16 protein-coding genes are annotated in these 15,802 nt (G+C 73.7%); 7 read left to right on the top strand and 9 right to left on the bottom strand.

Going from position 1 to position 15,802, the window contains the following annotated elements; genetic code table 11:
- The first annotated feature begins 153 nt into the window (after positions 1–153).
- The 6 genes from QSJ60_RS04235 to QSJ60_RS04210 all read left to right on the top strand — a co-directional run bounded on the left by QSJ60_RS04235 (position 154) and on the right by QSJ60_RS04210 (position 4,197).
- Entirely contained in the window at positions 154–1,062 is a 909-nt protein-coding gene (locus QSJ60_RS04235) for an SIS domain-containing protein (RefSeq protein ID WP_285462734.1), read from the top strand.
- Entirely contained in the window at positions 1,062–1,409 is a 348-nt protein-coding gene (locus tag QSJ60_RS04230) for a hypothetical protein (protein ID WP_230763598.1), read from the top strand. Before QSJ60_RS04235 ends, QSJ60_RS04230 begins: the two co-directional genes overlap by 1 nt.
- Positions 1,391–2,377: a carbohydrate kinase family protein gene (locus QSJ60_RS04225; RefSeq protein ID WP_285462733.1), complete on the top strand. Its 987-nt coding sequence runs from the start codon at positions 1,391–1,393 to the stop codon at positions 2,375–2,377. Before QSJ60_RS04230 ends, QSJ60_RS04225 begins: the two co-directional genes overlap by 19 nt.
- A gap of 62 nt (positions 2,378–2,439) precedes the next feature.
- Positions 2,440–3,282 (top strand): alpha/beta fold hydrolase, encoded by an 843-nt coding sequence (locus tag QSJ60_RS04220; protein WP_285462732.1) that lies wholly within the window; start codon positions 2,440–2,442, stop codon positions 3,280–3,282.
- Entirely contained in the window at positions 3,279–3,713 is a 435-nt protein-coding gene (locus QSJ60_RS04215) for a GbsR/MarR family transcriptional regulator (protein ID WP_285462731.1), read from the top strand. The genes QSJ60_RS04220 and QSJ60_RS04215 overlap by 4 nt, the downstream gene beginning before the upstream one ends.
- Before the next feature lie 103 nt (positions 3,714–3,816).
- Positions 3,817–4,197, top strand: a complete 381-nt coding sequence (locus QSJ60_RS04210; RefSeq protein WP_285462730.1) for an META domain-containing protein — start codon at positions 3,817–3,819, stop codon at positions 4,195–4,197.
- Here QSJ60_RS04210 and QSJ60_RS04205 read toward each other — a convergent pair.
- The 7 genes from QSJ60_RS04205 to purM all read right to left on the bottom strand — a co-directional run bounded on the left by QSJ60_RS04205 (position 4,187) and on the right by purM (position 14,454).
- The gene (locus QSJ60_RS04205) at positions 4,187–5,398 is read right to left on the bottom strand and encodes a sensor histidine kinase (protein ID WP_285462729.1); all 1,212 of its coding nucleotides are present in this window, start codon (positions 5,396–5,398) and stop codon (positions 4,187–4,189) included. The two genes, QSJ60_RS04210 and QSJ60_RS04205, sit on opposite strands and share 11 nt — an antisense overlap.
- Positions 5,395–6,069: a response regulator gene (locus QSJ60_RS04200; RefSeq protein ID WP_230763590.1), complete on the bottom strand. Its 675-nt coding sequence runs from the start codon at positions 6,067–6,069 to the stop codon at positions 5,395–5,397. The genes QSJ60_RS04205 and QSJ60_RS04200 overlap by 4 nt, the downstream gene beginning before the upstream one ends.
- Positions 6,070–6,155: 86 nt before the next feature.
- Positions 6,156–9,545, bottom strand: a complete 3,390-nt coding sequence (locus QSJ60_RS04195; protein ID WP_285462728.1) for a fibronectin type III domain-containing protein — start codon at positions 9,543–9,545, stop codon at positions 6,156–6,158.
- A gap of 227 nt (positions 9,546–9,772) precedes the next feature.
- Positions 9,773–11,107: a cryptochrome/photolyase family protein gene (locus QSJ60_RS04190; protein WP_285462727.1), complete on the bottom strand. Its 1,335-nt coding sequence runs from the start codon at positions 11,105–11,107 to the stop codon at positions 9,773–9,775.
- Positions 11,104–12,588: an SDR family oxidoreductase gene (locus tag QSJ60_RS04185; protein ID WP_285462726.1), complete on the bottom strand. Its 1,485-nt coding sequence runs from the start codon at positions 12,586–12,588 to the stop codon at positions 11,104–11,106. Before QSJ60_RS04185 ends, QSJ60_RS04190 begins: the two co-directional genes overlap by 4 nt.
- The gene (locus QSJ60_RS04180) at positions 12,585–13,343 is read right to left on the bottom strand and encodes an LLM class flavin-dependent oxidoreductase (RefSeq protein ID WP_285462725.1); all 759 of its coding nucleotides are present in this window, start codon (positions 13,341–13,343) and stop codon (positions 12,585–12,587) included. The genes QSJ60_RS04185 and QSJ60_RS04180 overlap by 4 nt, the downstream gene beginning before the upstream one ends.
- A 7-nt stretch (positions 13,344–13,350) precedes the next feature.
- A complete protein-coding gene (gene purM, locus QSJ60_RS04175; RefSeq protein WP_285462724.1) occupies positions 13,351–14,454 on the bottom strand; it encodes a phosphoribosylformylglycinamidine cyclo-ligase in 1,104 nt (367 codons plus the stop codon).
- Between the two features lie 40 nt (positions 14,455–14,494).
- On the opposite strand from purM, the gene QSJ60_RS04170 reads away from it, so the two are divergent.
- A complete protein-coding gene (locus QSJ60_RS04170) occupies positions 14,495–15,100 on the top strand; it encodes a zinc-binding alcohol dehydrogenase (RefSeq protein WP_285462723.1) in 606 nt (201 codons plus the stop codon).
- A 144-nt stretch (positions 15,101–15,244) separates the two neighbouring features.
- On the opposite strand, the gene QSJ60_RS04165 is transcribed toward QSJ60_RS04170, so the two are convergent.
- On the bottom strand, positions 15,245–15,475 hold the full coding sequence (locus QSJ60_RS04165; RefSeq protein WP_285462722.1) for a hypothetical protein: 231 nt from the start codon (positions 15,473–15,475) through the stop codon (positions 15,245–15,247).
- Entirely contained in the window at positions 15,475–15,786 is a 312-nt protein-coding gene (locus QSJ60_RS04160; protein ID WP_285462721.1) for a colicin D domain-containing protein, read from the bottom strand. Before QSJ60_RS04160 ends, QSJ60_RS04165 begins: the two co-directional genes overlap by 1 nt.
- Positions 15,787–15,802: the final 16 nt, after the last annotated feature.

Genomic DNA, 15,802 nt, shown 5'->3' with positions numbered 1-15,802 from the left:
TCGGACGCGGCCTCGATGCTGCGCTGCGTCTCTCGGTCCTGGCAGTATTCAACAATAGCCTGAATTCGTCAATAGCTTTCATTCTCTGCTCATTTCTGATTGACTTTGCTCGAATTGCCGCGACCGACGGCGACGAATCAGGAAGCACGCGAGATGAACGAACCCATCGCCGAGCCGGCCGCGATCACCCGGGCGGAGCTCACGAGCCAGCCCGAGATGTGGGCCCGCGCCATCGAACTCGAACCGCAGCACCGAGCGCTGCTGCCCGGGCCCGACGAGAAGGTCCTCGTCGTCGGCTGCGGCACCTCGTACTACGTCGGCGACGCCTACGCCTACCTCCGCAACGACGCGGGCCTGCCCCGCACCCGCGCCGCGATCCCCAGCGAGCTCCCCTGGATCGAGGACGATGAGCACCTCATCGTCATCTCCCGCTCCGGCACCACGGCCGACGTCGTCGAGTTCGTCGAGCGCTACCGCGACACCCACACGATCACCGCGATCCTCGGCGACACCGACACCCCGCTCGGGCGCCTCTGCGCCGACCGCACCGTGCACCTCGGCTTCGCCGACGAGCAGTCGATCGTACAGACGCGCTTCGCGACCACCGGACTCACCGCCCTGCGCGCGTCGATCGGGCTCGCCGACGAGCAACTCGTCGCCGACGGCCGCGCCGCCCTCGCCGCCGAGCTGCCGATGGCGCCGGCCGACATCGAGCACATCGTCTTCCTCGGCCACCGGTGGAGCGTCGGCATCGCGCAGGAGGCCGCCCTCAAGGTTCGCGAGTCGGCCGGCTTCTGGACCGAGGCGTACTCGATGTGGGAGTACCAGCACGGACCCATCTCCTGCGCCGGCCCCAACACCCTCGTCTGGTTCCTCGGCGAGGCCCCGGAAGTCATCGTCGACGACGTGCGCGCGACGGGCGCCACGAGTTACGTGAACGGCCTCGACCCGCAAGGGAACCTGCCGCTCGTGCACCGGCTCGCGGTGCAGCTCGCGACGCTTCGCGGGCGCAACCCCGACACGCCCCCGTTCCTCAACCGCTCGGTCCTGGTCACCGACTGATGCCCGTCGTCACCGTCGCGAGCCGCGAGCACCCGCGGCTGCGCGAGCTGCTCCTCGCGGTGGCCGACGCGGTCGCCGGGGAGCTCGGGCTGGGCGCCGGCCAGGTGATCGCGCTCGCCACCCCCGCGCCGCTGTCCGTCGCGAGCGGCGACGCAGCCTCCGCGGCGGAGGCATCCGACCCCCGCCCGAGCGGCGGCTGGGCGGTCGTCACCGTCCACGGCTCCGACCGTGGCGAGCCGGCGACGACGCGCGCCTGCGACGCGGCGGCCCGGGCTGCCGCAGACTGGAGCCGGAGCGCCGACGTCGAGTTCGAAGGAGTGTGGTGCGAATGGCAGCGGCCGAGGTGACCGGGGGGCGGCTGCTCGTCGTCGGCGAGCTGTGCGTCGACCTCATCATCGACGTCGACGGCGAGCTGCGCTTCGGGCAGCACGAGCAGCTCGTCCGCGCGACGACGCTCACCATGGGCAGCTCCTCGGCGATCACCGCGTGCGGCGCGGCCGCCCTCGGCATCCCGACCGCTCTGCTCAGCGTGCGCGGCGACGACGCCTTCGGCCGCTTCCTCGACGAGGAGCTCGGCCGGCGCGGTGTGGCGACCGATCGCGTCCGCGTGGACCCGAGCCTGCCGACCGGCGCTTCGACGCACCTCACCCGGCCCGACGGCGACCGGGCGATCCTCACCTCGATGGGCTCGATCGGCACGGTCGCCGCCGAGGAGGTGGACGACGAGCTGCTCGCCGGCGTCGGCCACCTGCACGTCGGCAGCTACTTCCTTCAGCACGCGCTGCACCCCGGGGCCGCGGCGCTGTTCGCCCGCGCCCGCGCGCTCGGGGTGCAGACCTCGGTCGACGGCAACTTCGACCCCGCCGAGGAGTGGGACTCGGGCATCCTCGCGCTCCTCGCGCACTGCGACGTGTACTTCGGCAACGCCGAGGAGCTCTGCGGCATCACCGCCCGCGACCGCTTCGACGACGCCGTCGAGGCCGTGCTCGACGTCATGCCGGAGGGCGGGGTCGTCATCGGCAAGCTCGGCGCCGAGGGCGCGGTCGCCGCGCGCCGTCGCGACGGCGCGACCGAACGGATCGTCGCCTCGACGCCCGCCGTCGACGGGCCGCTCGTCGATACGGTCGGCGCGGGCGACACCCTCGCCGCGGGCTACCTCGCCGCGCGGCTCCGCGGCCTCCCGCCCGAGCCCGCCCTCGCCCTCGCGGTCGCCTGCGGCACTGCATCGACGCGCGGCGCGGGCGGGGTCGGCGCGCAACCCGAGCTCGCGACAGCGCGCGCGCTCGCCGAACGGGTGGCGGTCACCCGCTCCTAGCCACGACTTGCCCGACTTTCATGAAAGTCGGGCAAGTCCGAGTCCTGCGCTATATTCAGAGAATGGTGAATATAACGGGATCACTCGTCCGCCCGGGTGCCGAGCTCGGCTACGAGCTCGCCGAGGGCGACGACACTGGCCGGATCCCCGTCGTGCTCACCCACGGCGCCGGTATGGACCGCGGCATGTACGACGCGCAGTTCGCGGCGCTCACGGCAGCCGGGCACCGCACCGTGCGCTGGGCCCTCCGTGGGCACGGCGCATCCCGGCTCGACGCCGGCACGCGCTTCACCGCCGCCGACGCCCTCGACGACCTCGCCGCGCTCATCGACGCGCTCGGGCTCGACCGCCCCGCGCTCGTCGGCCACTCGCTCGGCGGCAACCTCTCGCAGGCCTTCGTGCGCGCGCACCCCGACCGCGCCGCCGGGCTCGTCGTGCTCGATTCCACCTGGAACGCCGGGCCGCTGAGCGCCGGCGAGCGGTTCGCGCTACGGCTCGCGGCGCCGATGCTCGGGCTCGTCCCCGCCGGACGGCTGCCCGGCCTGATGGCGCGGGCGTCCGCGGTCACCCCGGAGGCGATCGCCCGCACCGAGGCGATGTTCGCCCGGATGCCGAAGGCGGTGTTCCTCGACGTCTGGCGCGCGACCGTCTCGCTCGTCTCCCCCGAGCCCGGCTTCCGCAGCCCGGTGCCGCTCGCGCTCGTGCGTGGTGCCGAGGACCGCACCGGGAACATCGCCACCGCGATGCCCCGCTGGGCCGCAGCCGAGGGCGTCGCCGAGCACGTCGTCCCCGGGGCCGGGCACATCGTCACGCTCGACGCGCCCGACGCGGTGAGCGAGCTCCTGCTCCAGCTGCTGGGAGGATGGCACGGCCGGCCGCCGAGCGCAGGAGGGACCGCCGCATGACCGATGCCGAGGAGCAGCGCTTCATCGACGTGATGGGCGAGACGCTCGCCTCGTGGCAGCTCGCCCGGGCGACCGGCCGCGTCTACGGCTACCTGCTGCTCCGGGCCGAGCCCTCCTCGTCGGAGCAGCTGCGCGAGTCGCTCGGCCTCAGCGCCGGGGCGGTGAGCCAGGCCACCCGCGAGCTCGCCGCCTGGGGACTCGCCCGCACAATCCCCCAGCCGGGCAGCCGCCGCCTCCTGGTCGAGGCCGCGGGCGGCTTCGAGCAGCTCCTCGCCGCGAGCCACCAACGGTCCCGGGCGTTCATCCGCGCCCTCGAGGCGGCGGAGCCGCTCACCGACGACGCGCACGCCGCCGAACGCCTGCGCGCGGTCACCGGTCTCTTCAGCGCCTACGTCGACGTCGGCGAGCAGATGCTGCACTCCCGCCGTTGACGCGGGCGGCGCGCTTCGCTAAGCAGAGGGGGACCGACGCACGCCGGCCACCGGATGGCGGTCCCGGCGTCGCGACTGCGACGCGTCGGACGGGGGGAAGCTCATGTCTGGCATCCGGGGCGGCCGCACGGCCGGAGCCGCATTCGCGGCCGTCATGCTCGTCACGACGCTCGGCGGCTGCGCCGGAGGCGGCGGCCCCGACCCGGTGGGCACCTGGGGCGATCCCGACGGCGCCTACCTCGAACTCGAGAGCGGCGGGGCCTTCACCGGCAACGACGGCTGCAACCGTCTCACCGGCAGCTGGACCATGGAGGACGACAACATCTCCTTCGACGACGTCGCCTCGACGCGCATGGCCTGCCCCGAAACCGAGGCGGTGCTCGAAGGCCTCGACACGGCGAACGTCTCGGGCGACACCATGACCGTCTACGCCGACGACGAGGCGCAGATCGCGACGCTCGATCGCGCGCCAGTCAACTCCTGACGGGTGCCGCGACCTCGACCTCGAGGCGCGCGCCGCCGAGCGACGACGGCGCGAGCTCGACGCGGCCGCCGCGCAGTCCGAGCCGTTCGGAGGTGCGGGCGAGCCCGTTCCAGCGCGGTGAGTCGGGCAGGCCGACGCCGTCGTCCTCGACCGTCGCGCGGACACGCGGCGCGACGGCACCGTCGACCTCGCTGACGCCGACGGCCACCCGGATCGTCGTCGCCGCGCCGTGCCGGAGGGCGTTCGTAATGCCCTCCTCGACGCCGCGCACGACGGCGATGCGCTGGGCGACGGCGTCGTCGCCGCGGTCGAGCGCGAGGTCCGCCTCGGGGTCGACTTCGGCGGTGATGTCGATCTCCGCGGGCACCCGGCGCACGAGGGCCCGGATGGCGTGGGCGAGGCTCACGTCGACGCCGACCGGGTAGAGCAGGTTGCTGAGCTCGCGCACGTCGTGCTCCCGCATCCGCTCGAGGTCGCGGCGCAGTCCGGCGAGCTGCTCGATCGCGGCCTCGCTCCAGCCCTCCTCGACTCCGCGGCGCTGGATGGCGTCGATCGCCGCCTGGCTCAGCACCAGCCGACCCTGCAAGGTGCCGTGCAGGCCGTCGGCGACCTCGCGGCGCACCCGCATCTCCTCCGCGGCGAGCTCCGCGAGCGCCGTCGACGCCCGCAGCCGGTGCTCGGCCTCGGCTCGCTCGTGCTCGCGCAGCCGCACGCGGGTGCGCACCTGCGCGAGCGCGAGGCCCAGCGCGACCGCGATGACCACGGCGACCGAGCACACCTCGACGAGGCTGACGTCGAGCTCGGGGGCGACGTAGATGCCGAGCAGCAGCTGCAGCCCGTGCCGGGCCAGGGCGATCGGGAGGGCGATCGCGAGCACCGCACCCGCAGCGGCGAGGGGCTTCCGCTCCTCGAGCCGCACGAAGGCGGCGAGCAGCAGCGCGATCGCGACGGTGACGAGGTTCGTCATCAGCCGGTCGGGCAGCTGCGGCGCTTCGGCGATGAGCTCCGAGGTGGCGATCCGCTCCGGGCGGTAGATGAAGATCGTCTGCAGCGTCGAGCCGATCGCGAACGCCGTGAGCAGCACGCCCGCCGTGAAGAGCAGCACCCGCCGGTCGTCGGCCCGGTCGCGCGCCTCGAGCGCGCTGCTCGCGACCGTCGGCGTCGAGGCCGTCGGCGCAGCGCTGCGGGCGCGCGGGCTCATGCCCCGGCCCCGCCGGGAGCGCCGTCGCGCACGAGGTGCAGGGCCGCGGCGACCCGGCTGTTGAGGTCGCCGTCGTCGCGCACGCCCAGCGTCGAGTACACGGCGTTCAGCAGGTTGTCGACGGAGTGGTTCGAGATGCCCATGTCGCGGGCGATGGCCGCGTTCGACAGCCCTTCGGCGAGCAGCCGCAGCGCGTGCAACTGCCGCGGGGTGAGGCCGGCGAGCGCGCTGCCGCGGCGCGGGCGCAGGCGGCCCAGGAGTTCCGGGTCGAGCATGCTCGCGCCCCTGGCGCTCACCCGCAGGGCGCGCAACAGTGTCTCCCGGGAGGTGGAGGAGACCTTCGAGAGGTAGCTCCAGCCGGCGCGCTCGCGGTCGGGCAGGGCGAGCAGCAGCTCCATCAGGTCGTGGCTGGAGAGCAGCACGACGCCGAGCCCGGGGCGCGCGCGCCGCAGCTCGCGGCCGAACTGGAAGCCGTTGCCGTCGGGCAGCTCGATGTCGAGCAGCACCACGTCGGCCTCGGCATCCGCCGCGAGGGCCCGCGCCTCGGCGATGGTGCCGGCCGCGGCGACGAGCTCGAACCCGGGCTCCGCACGCACGAGGTCGCTCAGCAGGGAACGGAACAGCGCCTGGTCCTCGACGAGGATGACTCGGATGGCTGGTTCGGCGCTCATGACTCGTCGAGAGTCTACCGGGGCGGGGCATGGCGATCGGGGCGGAGGATGCACCTCCGCCCCGATCGCCAAGACGGGTGGTCGGCTCAGAGCTGCGCGCGACCCTCGCCTCGGCGCCTTCGGGTGATGACGCTGATCCAGATGCCGGCGAGCAGGAGCAGCAGGGCCCCGCCGCCGGTGAGTGCGACGGCCTCGATCGACACGTCGCGGCCGGTGTCGGCGAGGTCGTCCGCCGACACCACGGTGATCCCGGTCACGATGCTGCGGACTCCGCCCTCGGGCGAGAGGCCGTTGATCTGCAGCGTCTCCGCGCCGATCCGCAGGCCCTTGGGCAGGGTCAGTGTCGCGGTGAACGAGCCGTCGGCGGCCGCGGTGGTCTCGCCGAGGCCGAGCTCCGCGCCCAGCAGCCAGAAGTCGAGCGCACTGCCGCCCTGGAAGCCGGAGCCGCTGATGCGCAGCGCGCCGCCCGCGGGCACCGCGAGGGTGCCGTTCACGAGGGCCACCGGCTTGCCGTCGGGGCCGACGGCCTGCACGCGCACCGCGAAGCCGTCGCCCGAGATCACGAAGGCGTCGCCGTCGGTGCGCGTCGTCACGGGCTCGTCGGTGCCGCTCAGGCTCGAGGCGGCCTTGCCCGCGGCGAGCTTCGGCAGCGCACCCGAGGAGCTGCGGACGGGCTGCAGCACCGGCGTGGCGGTCTGCACCGGGGATGCCGCGCCGGGCCCGGCCTCGGTCACCGCGCGCACCGACACCTGGCGGGGCACGCCGTTGCCGAGCCCCTCGATGACGATCGGGCTCGTCGTGGTGCCGGCGGGGATCCAGGTCTTGCCGCCGTCGATCGAGTACTCGTAGTCGCTGATCGGCGAACCGCCGTCGTTCGCCGGCGGGGTGAACGCCACGGTGAGGGTGCGGTTGCCCGGCGTGATCGAGTCGACCGTCACGGCGTCGGCGGGACGGCGGGGCGTGGCCGAGGCATCCGCCGCCGGCCCGCTGCCGGCCTCGTTCAGGGCCGAGACGCGGAACGCGACCGGGGTGCCGTTCGCGAGCCCGGTGACAGTGGTGCTCGTCGCGGTGCTGCCGGTGTCGGCGACGACCGTCGTCCAGGTGGTGCCGCCGTCGAGGGACTGCTCGACGCGGTAGCCGGTGACGGGCGCGCCCCCGGTGTCGGTCGGGGCCGTCCAGCTGAGCTCGACACGTGCGTCGTCGGGCGTCGCGACGAGCGGGGCGGGGGCGCCGGGCGTCGTGCGCGGGGTGGTCAGCGCCGTCTCGGCGTGCACGCCGGTGCCGGCGGCGTTGATCGCCGAGACCCGGAACGCGACGGGTTCGCCGTTGCGGAGGCCGGTGGCCGTGTAGCTCGTGGCCGGGGTCGGCGCGAGCAGGGCGGACGGGCGCAGGGCCTGGCCGCGCAGCAGCGTCGGCAGCGGGGTGCCGGTGTCGGCGACGAGCGTCGCCCAGGTGCGGCCGCCGTCGATGGATCGCTCGATGCGGTAGCCGGTGACCGGCGACCAGCCGTCGGCGACGGGGGCGGTCCAGGCGAGCTCGACCGTGGTGTCGCCGGGCGTCGCGATGACGGGGGCCGGCGCGGCCGGCTTCGTGTAGGGGACCGCCTCGTTGCTGATGGCGGCCCACGGGCCCTGCCCGTTGGCGTTCAGGCCGGCGACGCGGAACACGTGCGGCGTGCCCGCGGTCAGGCCGAGCACGGTGGTGCTCGTCGCGGCGGAGCCGGTGTCCTCGGTCGCGCTCGTCCACGACTCGCCGCCGTCGGTCGACCACTCCACGGCGTAGCCGGTGATCGCGGCGCCGCCCTCCCAGACCGGGGCGGTCCAGCTGACGACGGCGCGCTCGAACCCGGCGACGGCGCTCGTGGCGGTGCCCGCGCCGGGGCCGCTCGCGGCGACCTCGAGGCTGACGGTGAGCGACTGCCGCGCGGTCTTGGCGGGGTGCGGGCCGCCCGGCGAGCGGTCCTCCGCCGAGATCTCGAACTCGAAGGTCTCGCTGTCGTCGCGCTGGCGGGCGTCGGCGGCCGCGGCATCCGGCACGAAGGCGTACGCGCCCGTCGCGCCGTCGAGGTAGAGGGTGCCGTAGGTGCCGCGCTTGCGCTGCGTGTAGGCCACGCCGTCGATCGTCGTGGTGGCCGGCTCGCCGCCGACGATGGCGCTCGTGATCGGGCTGTCGGGGTCGGTGGCGTCGAGCGTGCCGGTGGTCGTCGGGTAGACCTGCGCGCCGTCCTGGTTGAGGAGCGTGATCGGGGCAACCGGTCCGAACGAGGGGTCGTCGTCGACGGCGGTGATCGCGATCGCGACGCTGCCGGCCGCGGAGACCTGGCCGTCGGCGTCGGCGGCGGTGATCGCGATCGCCCGGCTGGCCGCGGGGTCGTCGGAGGCGTTGTGGTACTGCAGCTTGTCGCTGATCGAGGCGGCGACGGCGTCGGTGACCTTCGTGCCGAAGACGCGCACGTTGTCGATGAGCAGGGTCGCGCCCGCGGCGCGGCCGCAGGTCTTGTCCTGGGTGCCGCCGACGAAGACGAAGCGGTACTCGCCCGAGGCCGGGATCACCGTCTCCTTGGTGACGAAGGCGTTCACCTCGTTGCCGCCGGTGGCGTCGAGCACCGGAGTCTGCGCCCCCGTCGCGGTGTTCAGGATGTAGCCGTAGACGTGGAAGTCGTCCGAGCCCTGGAACGCACGCCAATCGAAGGAGATCTTGTCGTTCGCCGCGGCCTCGAAGGGGTTGCTGTAGACGGCCGGGCCGTGCACGACGTCGCAGCCCTCGGCCGTCTGCATGTCGCTCGTGAGCTCGAGGCTCGTGGCGCCATGGCTCGCGTCGACGGTGCTGAGTCGCACCGTGTAGCTCGCCGACACGGGCGCCGCGTCGTCGTCGAGCGGGGCGTTGGCCCCGCCCGAGAGGCCGGCGTAGGTGCTCTGGTCGATGGTGCGGACGCCGGCGATGGTGGTGACGCCGAGGTCGACGCGGTCCTGGATGACGGTCCAGCCGCCGATGCTGTCGTCGTCCTCGAAGCTGGGGTTGTCGAAGGGGCTCGCGAAGACGATGCGCAGCGCGCCGTTCGCGCCGGCGCGGTCGGATGCCACGGCGCCGATCAGGTCCGCACCGGTGCCGTTGCCGAGGTACACGCTCGTGCCGACGATGCTGACGACGCCGGCCGTCGTGTCGGCCGTCTCCGCGGTGATGAGCGAGAGGGTCTCGTCGGCGGTGCCGCCGTCGACCGCGAAGTCGAGGTAGCCGCCGCCGTAGCCCGAGCCGCCGGCGAAGCTGACCTGCTCGCCGACGGAGACGGGCGGGGCCTGCTCGACGTAGGCGACGGGCTCGCTCGGGCCCGTGACGCTCGGCGGCGCGGCGAACGCGGCCATCGGCTGCGCGGCGAGCGCGAGCGAGGCGGCGACGCCGCAGGCGGCGAATCGGATGAGGTGGCGGGAGCGCGCCGGGCGCGCGGTCGGGGTGGCGGCAGCAGCCTGCGAAGTCATGTAGGGACGCCTTCGGGTCTAGCACCCTGCCTCGGCGGCGCCCCGGTTGAGCCGGAACGTCTGGTGCGCGGACGCGCACAGGCGGCAGGACGCGATCAGCCTAGGAACGGGCCCGCTCGGACCACAGGGAGAAAACTCCTCGCGCGCACCCCCAGCTCGGGTGGATCCGGACCCCGCGCCGAGGCGCTCGCTGCGCCCGCTCGGGCCGCCCGGCCTGCTCGGGCCGCTCAGTTCCCGCGGATGCGGGCGTACGCGGCGAGCGCGCGCTCCCGTGTGAACGGCAGCTCGACGATCGGCATCCGGCCGGCGCTGTCGGGCGCCCAGCGGCCGACGTAGCGGCCCTCGGGGTCGAACTTCTTCTCCTGCAGCAGCGGATTGAAGACGCGGAAGTAGGGCGCGGCGTCGGCCCCGCACCCCGCCACCCACTGCCAGTTGAACGGGTTGCTCGCCTGGTCGGCGTCGACGAGGGTGTCCCAGAACCAGCGTTCGCCGACGCGCCAGTCGGTGAGCAGGTTCTTGGTGAGGAACGAGGCGGTCACCATCCGCACCCGGTTGTGCATGGCCCCGGTGCGCCAGAGCTCGCGCATGCCGGCGTCGACGAGCGGGAAGCCGGTCTCGCCGCGCTGCCACGCGCCGACGAGCTCCGCGTCGGGCTCGGCCCACTCGAAGGCGTCGAAGCGGCGGTCGAGGTTGCGCTCGGCGAGATCCGGGGCGTGGAACAGGGTGTGCCAGGCGAACTCGCGCCAACCGAGCTCGCCGAGGAACGCGGCGGAGGCGCGGCCGGGCTCGGTGGCGCGGTGCCACACGGTGCGCGGGCTGAGCTCGCCCCAGCGCAGGTGCGGCGAGAGGTTCGAGGTGGCGTCGATCGAGGGCACGTCGCGGTCGTCGGCGTAGTCGTCGACGCGCTCGTCGAGGAAGGTCTCGAGCCGATCGAGGGCGGCGGCCTCCCCCGGCTGCCAGGTCTCGGCGAGCCCGCCGGCCCAGTCGGGGCGGGTGGGCAGCAGCTCCCAGTCGTCGAGGCGGTCGGAGCGCACCTCGCCTGCCGCGTCGCGGAGCGAGTCGGGCGCGTCGAGGGGCCGCGCGGGCGGCGGGGCGGCGAGGCACGCCCGCCAGAACGGCGAGTAGATGCGGTACGGGCCGCCCTCCTTCGTGGTGATCGTCCACGGCTCGTGCAGCAGACCGCCCGGCAGGGAGTCGGCGGCCAGGCCCGCCTCGCGCAGCTCACGTTTCAGTGCGGCATCCACCTCGCGTTCCGCGCCGCCGTAGCGGCGGTTCCAGAGCACGCGGTCGGCGCCCGCCTCGGCGACGACGCGCGGCACCTCCTCGCCGGCCGGGCCGCGGCGCAGCACGAGGCTCGCGCCGAGCTCGGCGAGGGAGGCGGCGAGCGCGGTGAGCGAGTGGTGCAGCCACCAGCGGGCCGCACCGCCGAGCGGGCGGATGCCGGCGGATGCCTCGTCGAGCACGTACACGCAGACGACGCCGCCCGGGTCGTCGGCGGCGGCCGCGAGCGCGGGGTGGTCGGCGATCCGCAGGTCGTCGCGGAACCAGACGACCGTGGTCACGAGCCCGCTCCCGCGTGCTCGCGCGCGCCGGCCTCGGCCTCGGCGGTGATACGGTTCGCCATGCCGGCGAAGATGATGCCGTGGAAGGGCAGGATGGCCCACCAGTACAGCCGGCCGGCGAGCCCCTTCGGGAAGTACACGGCGCGCTGGTGGTAGCGGGAGCCGCCGCCGGGCGCCTCCTCCGACGAGAGCTCGAGCCACGCGCGACCCGGCACCCGCATCTCGGCACGCAGCCGCAGCGAACGCCCGCGCTCCAGCGACTCGACCCGCCAGAAGTCGACGACCTCGCCCTCGTGCAGCTCGTGCGGGTCGCGCCGGCCGCGCACGAGGCCGACGCCGCCGACGAGCTTGTCGATCCAGCCGCGCACCGCCCAGGCGAGCGGGAACGAGTACCAGCCGTTCTCGCCGCCGACGCCCTCGATGACGCGCCACAGCTCGGCGGCGGGGGCCGCGCAGGCGCGGGTGCGCTCGTCGGTGTAGACGGTGTGGCCCGCCCAGTCCGGGTCGCTCGGCAGCGGGTCGCTCGGCGCGCCGGGGGCGGCGGCGTTGCGCCAGCTCGTCTCGACCTCGCCCGCGCGCTCCCGTTCGAGGGCGAGGCGCACGGCGGTACGGTAGGGCAGCAGGCCCTCGGCGGGCGGCGGGATGACCTCGTCGATGTCGTGGTCGTGCATGACGCAGTCGTACTGCAGCGACTCGATGATGGGCACGGCGAGCCGGCGCGGGATGGGCGTGACGAGGTTCACCCACTGCCCCGCGAGCCACGGGGTCAGCACGGGCAGTGCGGCGATGGGCCGTTGCGGCAGGCCCGCCTCGACCGCGTAGCCGTTCATGAGCTGCCCGTAGCGCAGCACGTCGGGCCCGCCGATGTCGAAGGCGCGGTTCACCTCGGGCGGCGCGTCGAGCGCCCCGATGAGGTAGTGCAGCACGTCGCGCACCGCGATCGGCTGGATGAAGGAGCGCACCCAGCGCGGCGCGGGCATGTAGGGCAGCACCTCGGTGAGGTGACGGATCATCTCGAAGGAGGTCGAGCCGGAGCCGATCACGACGCCCGCCTGCAGCACGATCGTCGGCACGCCCGAGCGCAGCAGGATCTCGCCGACCTCGGCCCGCGAGCGCAGGTGGCGCGACAGCGGCACGCCCGGCGGGTGCAGGCCGCCGAGGTAGACGATGCGGCGCACGCCGTGTTCGCGCGCCGAGGCGGCGAACTGCTCGGTCATGGCGCGCTCGCTGGCCTCGAAGTCGCCGGGCGCGCCCATGGAGTGCACGAGCCAGTACGCGGCATCGACGCCGGTCATCGCGTCGTCGACCGCCCGGCGGTCGGTGAGGTCGCCCTCGACGATCTCGACGTCGCCGGCCCAGGGGGCCTCGGCGAGCCGCGAGGGATGCCTCGCGATGAGCCGCACCTCGTGGCCGGCCGCGAGCAGCCTCGGGACGAGCCGTCCCCCGAGGTAGCCGGTCGCGCCGGTCACGAGCACTCTCATGGTGTCGGCAGCCACTCCGCGGTGCGCTCGACGAAGCGTTCGAGCTCGTCGAGGGACCCGCTCGGGGTGATCGCGCGCAGCACGAGCTCGTCGACGTAGCCGTCGTAGGCGGCGAGCCGCTCGGCATCCGCGATGGTCGTGTCGAGGGCGCCGAAGCCGAGTCGGGCGAAGTTCGCCGCGTAGGCGGGGAACGACTGGTAGCGCGCGGACTCCTCTTCGAGCGGCGGGCGGGCGGCCGGCTCGACGATGGTGCGGGCGTAGAGCACGGCGCGCACCTCGCGGCCGGCGGCCTGCCGGTGCAGCTCGTCGCGAGCGGCGGCCCCGGCGTCGGGGGTGAGCCAGTTCAGCAGCACGGCGTCGGCCTCGTGCGCGGCGAGCTCGCGCATCTTCGGGCCGAGCGCGCCGACCGCGAGCGAGGCGGGCGTGCGGGCGCGGAGCTCGGCGAGGCCGTCGCGCACGAGCCCAAGTGGCTTTTCCGCGCGCCCCGAGCCGATGCCGACGAGGGTGCGCTCGGCGGGCAGGCCGTCGAGGTCGAGAGAGGCCGCGGGCCGGCGGTCGAGCGGGATGACGCCCGTCGCGAGGCCGAGCCCGCTCGTGACCGCGGCCGCTTCGCGGAGGCCGGCGAGCGAGTCGCCGCCGGGCACGTCGTTCAGCCAGAGGGCGTGGAAGCCGAGCCGTTCGATGCGCGGCGCGAGGGCCCGCACGTGCTCGGCCGGCGTGGTGCCGATGAGTCCGATCGAGTACGCGGTGGCCATGTCGGTCTCAGCTCGCGTAGCCGCCCACGAGGCGCACCGCGCCGCCGTCGACGCCCTTGGCGCCCTGCTCCCAGCCGTCGCCCGGGGGCGTGCCGTGGGCGACGGTGCCGAGCCGCCAGGACGGCAGGCCCAGCCGGTCGAGCTCGGCGACGACCGCGTCGGCCGCCTGCTCGGCGACGACGGCGAAGAAGCCGACGCCGAGGTTCCAGGTGCCTTCGGTCGATTCGAGCGTGGTGCCGGCGAGCTCGTTCAGCACCCGGAACACGGGGGCCGGCGACCAGGTGGTGCGGTCGAGCTCGGCGTAGGAGCCCTTCGGCAGCACCCGGGCGAGGTTCGCGGCGAGTCCGCCGCCGGTGACGTGCGAGAGGGCGTGCACCGCGTCGCCGTGCTCGCCCTCGAGCAGCTCGACGAGCTGGCCCGAGTAGAGGCGGGTGGGTTCGAGCAGGGCCTCGCCCCAGCTCGTGCCGAGTTCGGCGGCGTGGTCGCCGTAGCCGATGCCGGCGTCGCGGAGGATGGCGCGCACGAGCGAGAAGCCGTTGGAGTGCAGGCCGCTCGAGGAGATCGCGATGACGGCGTCGCCGTCGCGCACCTTCTCGGCGCCGAGCGCGCGGTCGGCCTCGACGATGCCGACCGCGGCGCCCGCGACGTCGTAGTCGTCGGCGCCCATGAGGCCCGGGTGCTCGGCGGTCTCGCCGCCGACGAGGGCGGTGCCGGTGTCGGCGCAGGCGCGGGCGATGCCGGTGACGATGGTGGCGATGCGCTCGGGCACGACCTTGCCGCACGCGATGTAGTCGGTCATGAACAGCGGCTTCGCGCCGACGACGACGATGTCGTCGACGACCATGCCGACGAGGTCCTGCCCGATGGTGTCGTGCTTGTCGAGCGCCTGGGCGATGGCGATCTTCGTGCCGACGCCGTCGGTCGAGGTCGCCAGCAGCGGCCGGGTGTAGTCCTTCGCGAAGGAGAGGTCGAAGAGGCCGGCGAAGCCGCCCACCCCGCCCAGCACGAGGGGCCCGTGGGTGGCGGCGACCTGCGCCTTCATCAGTTCGACGGCGAGGTCGCCGGCGGCGGTGTCGACTCCAGCCGCGGCGTAGGACGAGTTGGCGCTCACCCTCCAAGGGTAGCGGCGGTTGGGCGACTAGAATTCAGTCATGCATGCGGGGGCGACGCCGTCGTGGGTGATCCGTGAGAATGCGGGTCGCGGAATCCTGCTCGCGCTCTATCTCCGCGAGGTGCTCGCGGTCGGGGCGCCCGCCGAGCTGCCCCGACTGCGCGACATCGGCGCGGTCGGCAGCCGCGCCCCCGACGACGGCCGGCTCGAACGCCAGTGGCGCTCGTGGTGGGACATGACCGTCGAGCCGGAGGAGCATCCGTCGCCCGTGCCGCTCGAACTCGTCGAGGCGTACGGCACGGCCATCGCCCTGCCCCGCAGCGGCGCCGAGGAACTGGCGCGTGCCGTGGTGCCGCATGCAGGCGCGGCGCTCGCGTGGGTGGAGTGGGCCGAGGAGAGCTACCGCACCGCCTCGAAGTCGCGCCGCGGCGACTCCTACCGCGCGTACGCCGGAACCATCGCCGAGCACGAGCGCGAGGTCGGCCGCCGCGCGCACTCCTTCGAGCTCAACGTCGAGGTGCTGCCGCTCGCCGAGGTCGGCGTCTGGTGGATCGGCCGCAAGACCGTCGCCGTCACCGACTCGCTGCGCAGCGACGCCGCCGCCTTCGACGACGCCATCCACCCGATCATCGCCGAGCTGGCGTAGGGCGTCAGTCGCGGAGCGCGCCGGCCGGGCGGTGATCGAGAAGGGGCCGGAGGGCGGCGCGCAGATGTGCCGTGCACACGACTGCCGCGGCTCGTTCCTCGGCGTCAGTTCGGATGAACCCAATCACTTCGAGTTTGGCCCGGGTCACCCCTCGGTGTCCCTGACGCGATCACGTGCTGCCTGCAAGCGTTCCCTGTAGTCGCCAGCGAAAAGGGCCGGATTCGCGGACTCCAGCATCGCCTCCAGATCCCACGCTGCCCGCTGCTCCGCTTGATCCTCGAACGCGATCTGTGGGCTTTCGTTGATTCGATGCAGCCACTCGAAGAGCACAAGCACTTCGTCTTCAGTGAGCCCGATCGCGATTCTGCGTTCCATCACCAAAGTCTTCCAGTCGTAAGTACGTCATCAAGCTGACCCGTGCCGAGGCGGAAGCCAGTGATGAAGTTGCCGTCGAGATCTGAGACTACGTTCAGCCCGGTCTTCGGATCCACATAGTGGGCGGCCGGTGAATTCCTATATGTACCGACGATTCGCTGAGTCCTCGCAGCGTTGATGTGTTGGTGCATTGCTGCACTGAACTTGGCCGCGTTGGACGTCGAATAGTTGCCGGTCACTCCGAAATCGCCCGAGTGCTTGAACTTCTTCTGAAGCTGTAGAGAGGTTCGGGTCGACTTCGACTGCGGCATGGTCCTGAGGCCAGCG

It is taken from the genome of Agromyces sp. NBRC 114283, assembly GCF_030268405.1.
Classification (GTDB): domain Bacteria; phylum Actinomycetota; class Actinomycetes; order Actinomycetales; family Microbacteriaceae; genus Agromyces; species Agromyces mediolanus.
Note: the sequence above shows the minus strand (reverse complement) of the source record. Positions and strands in the feature narration are given on the sequence as shown.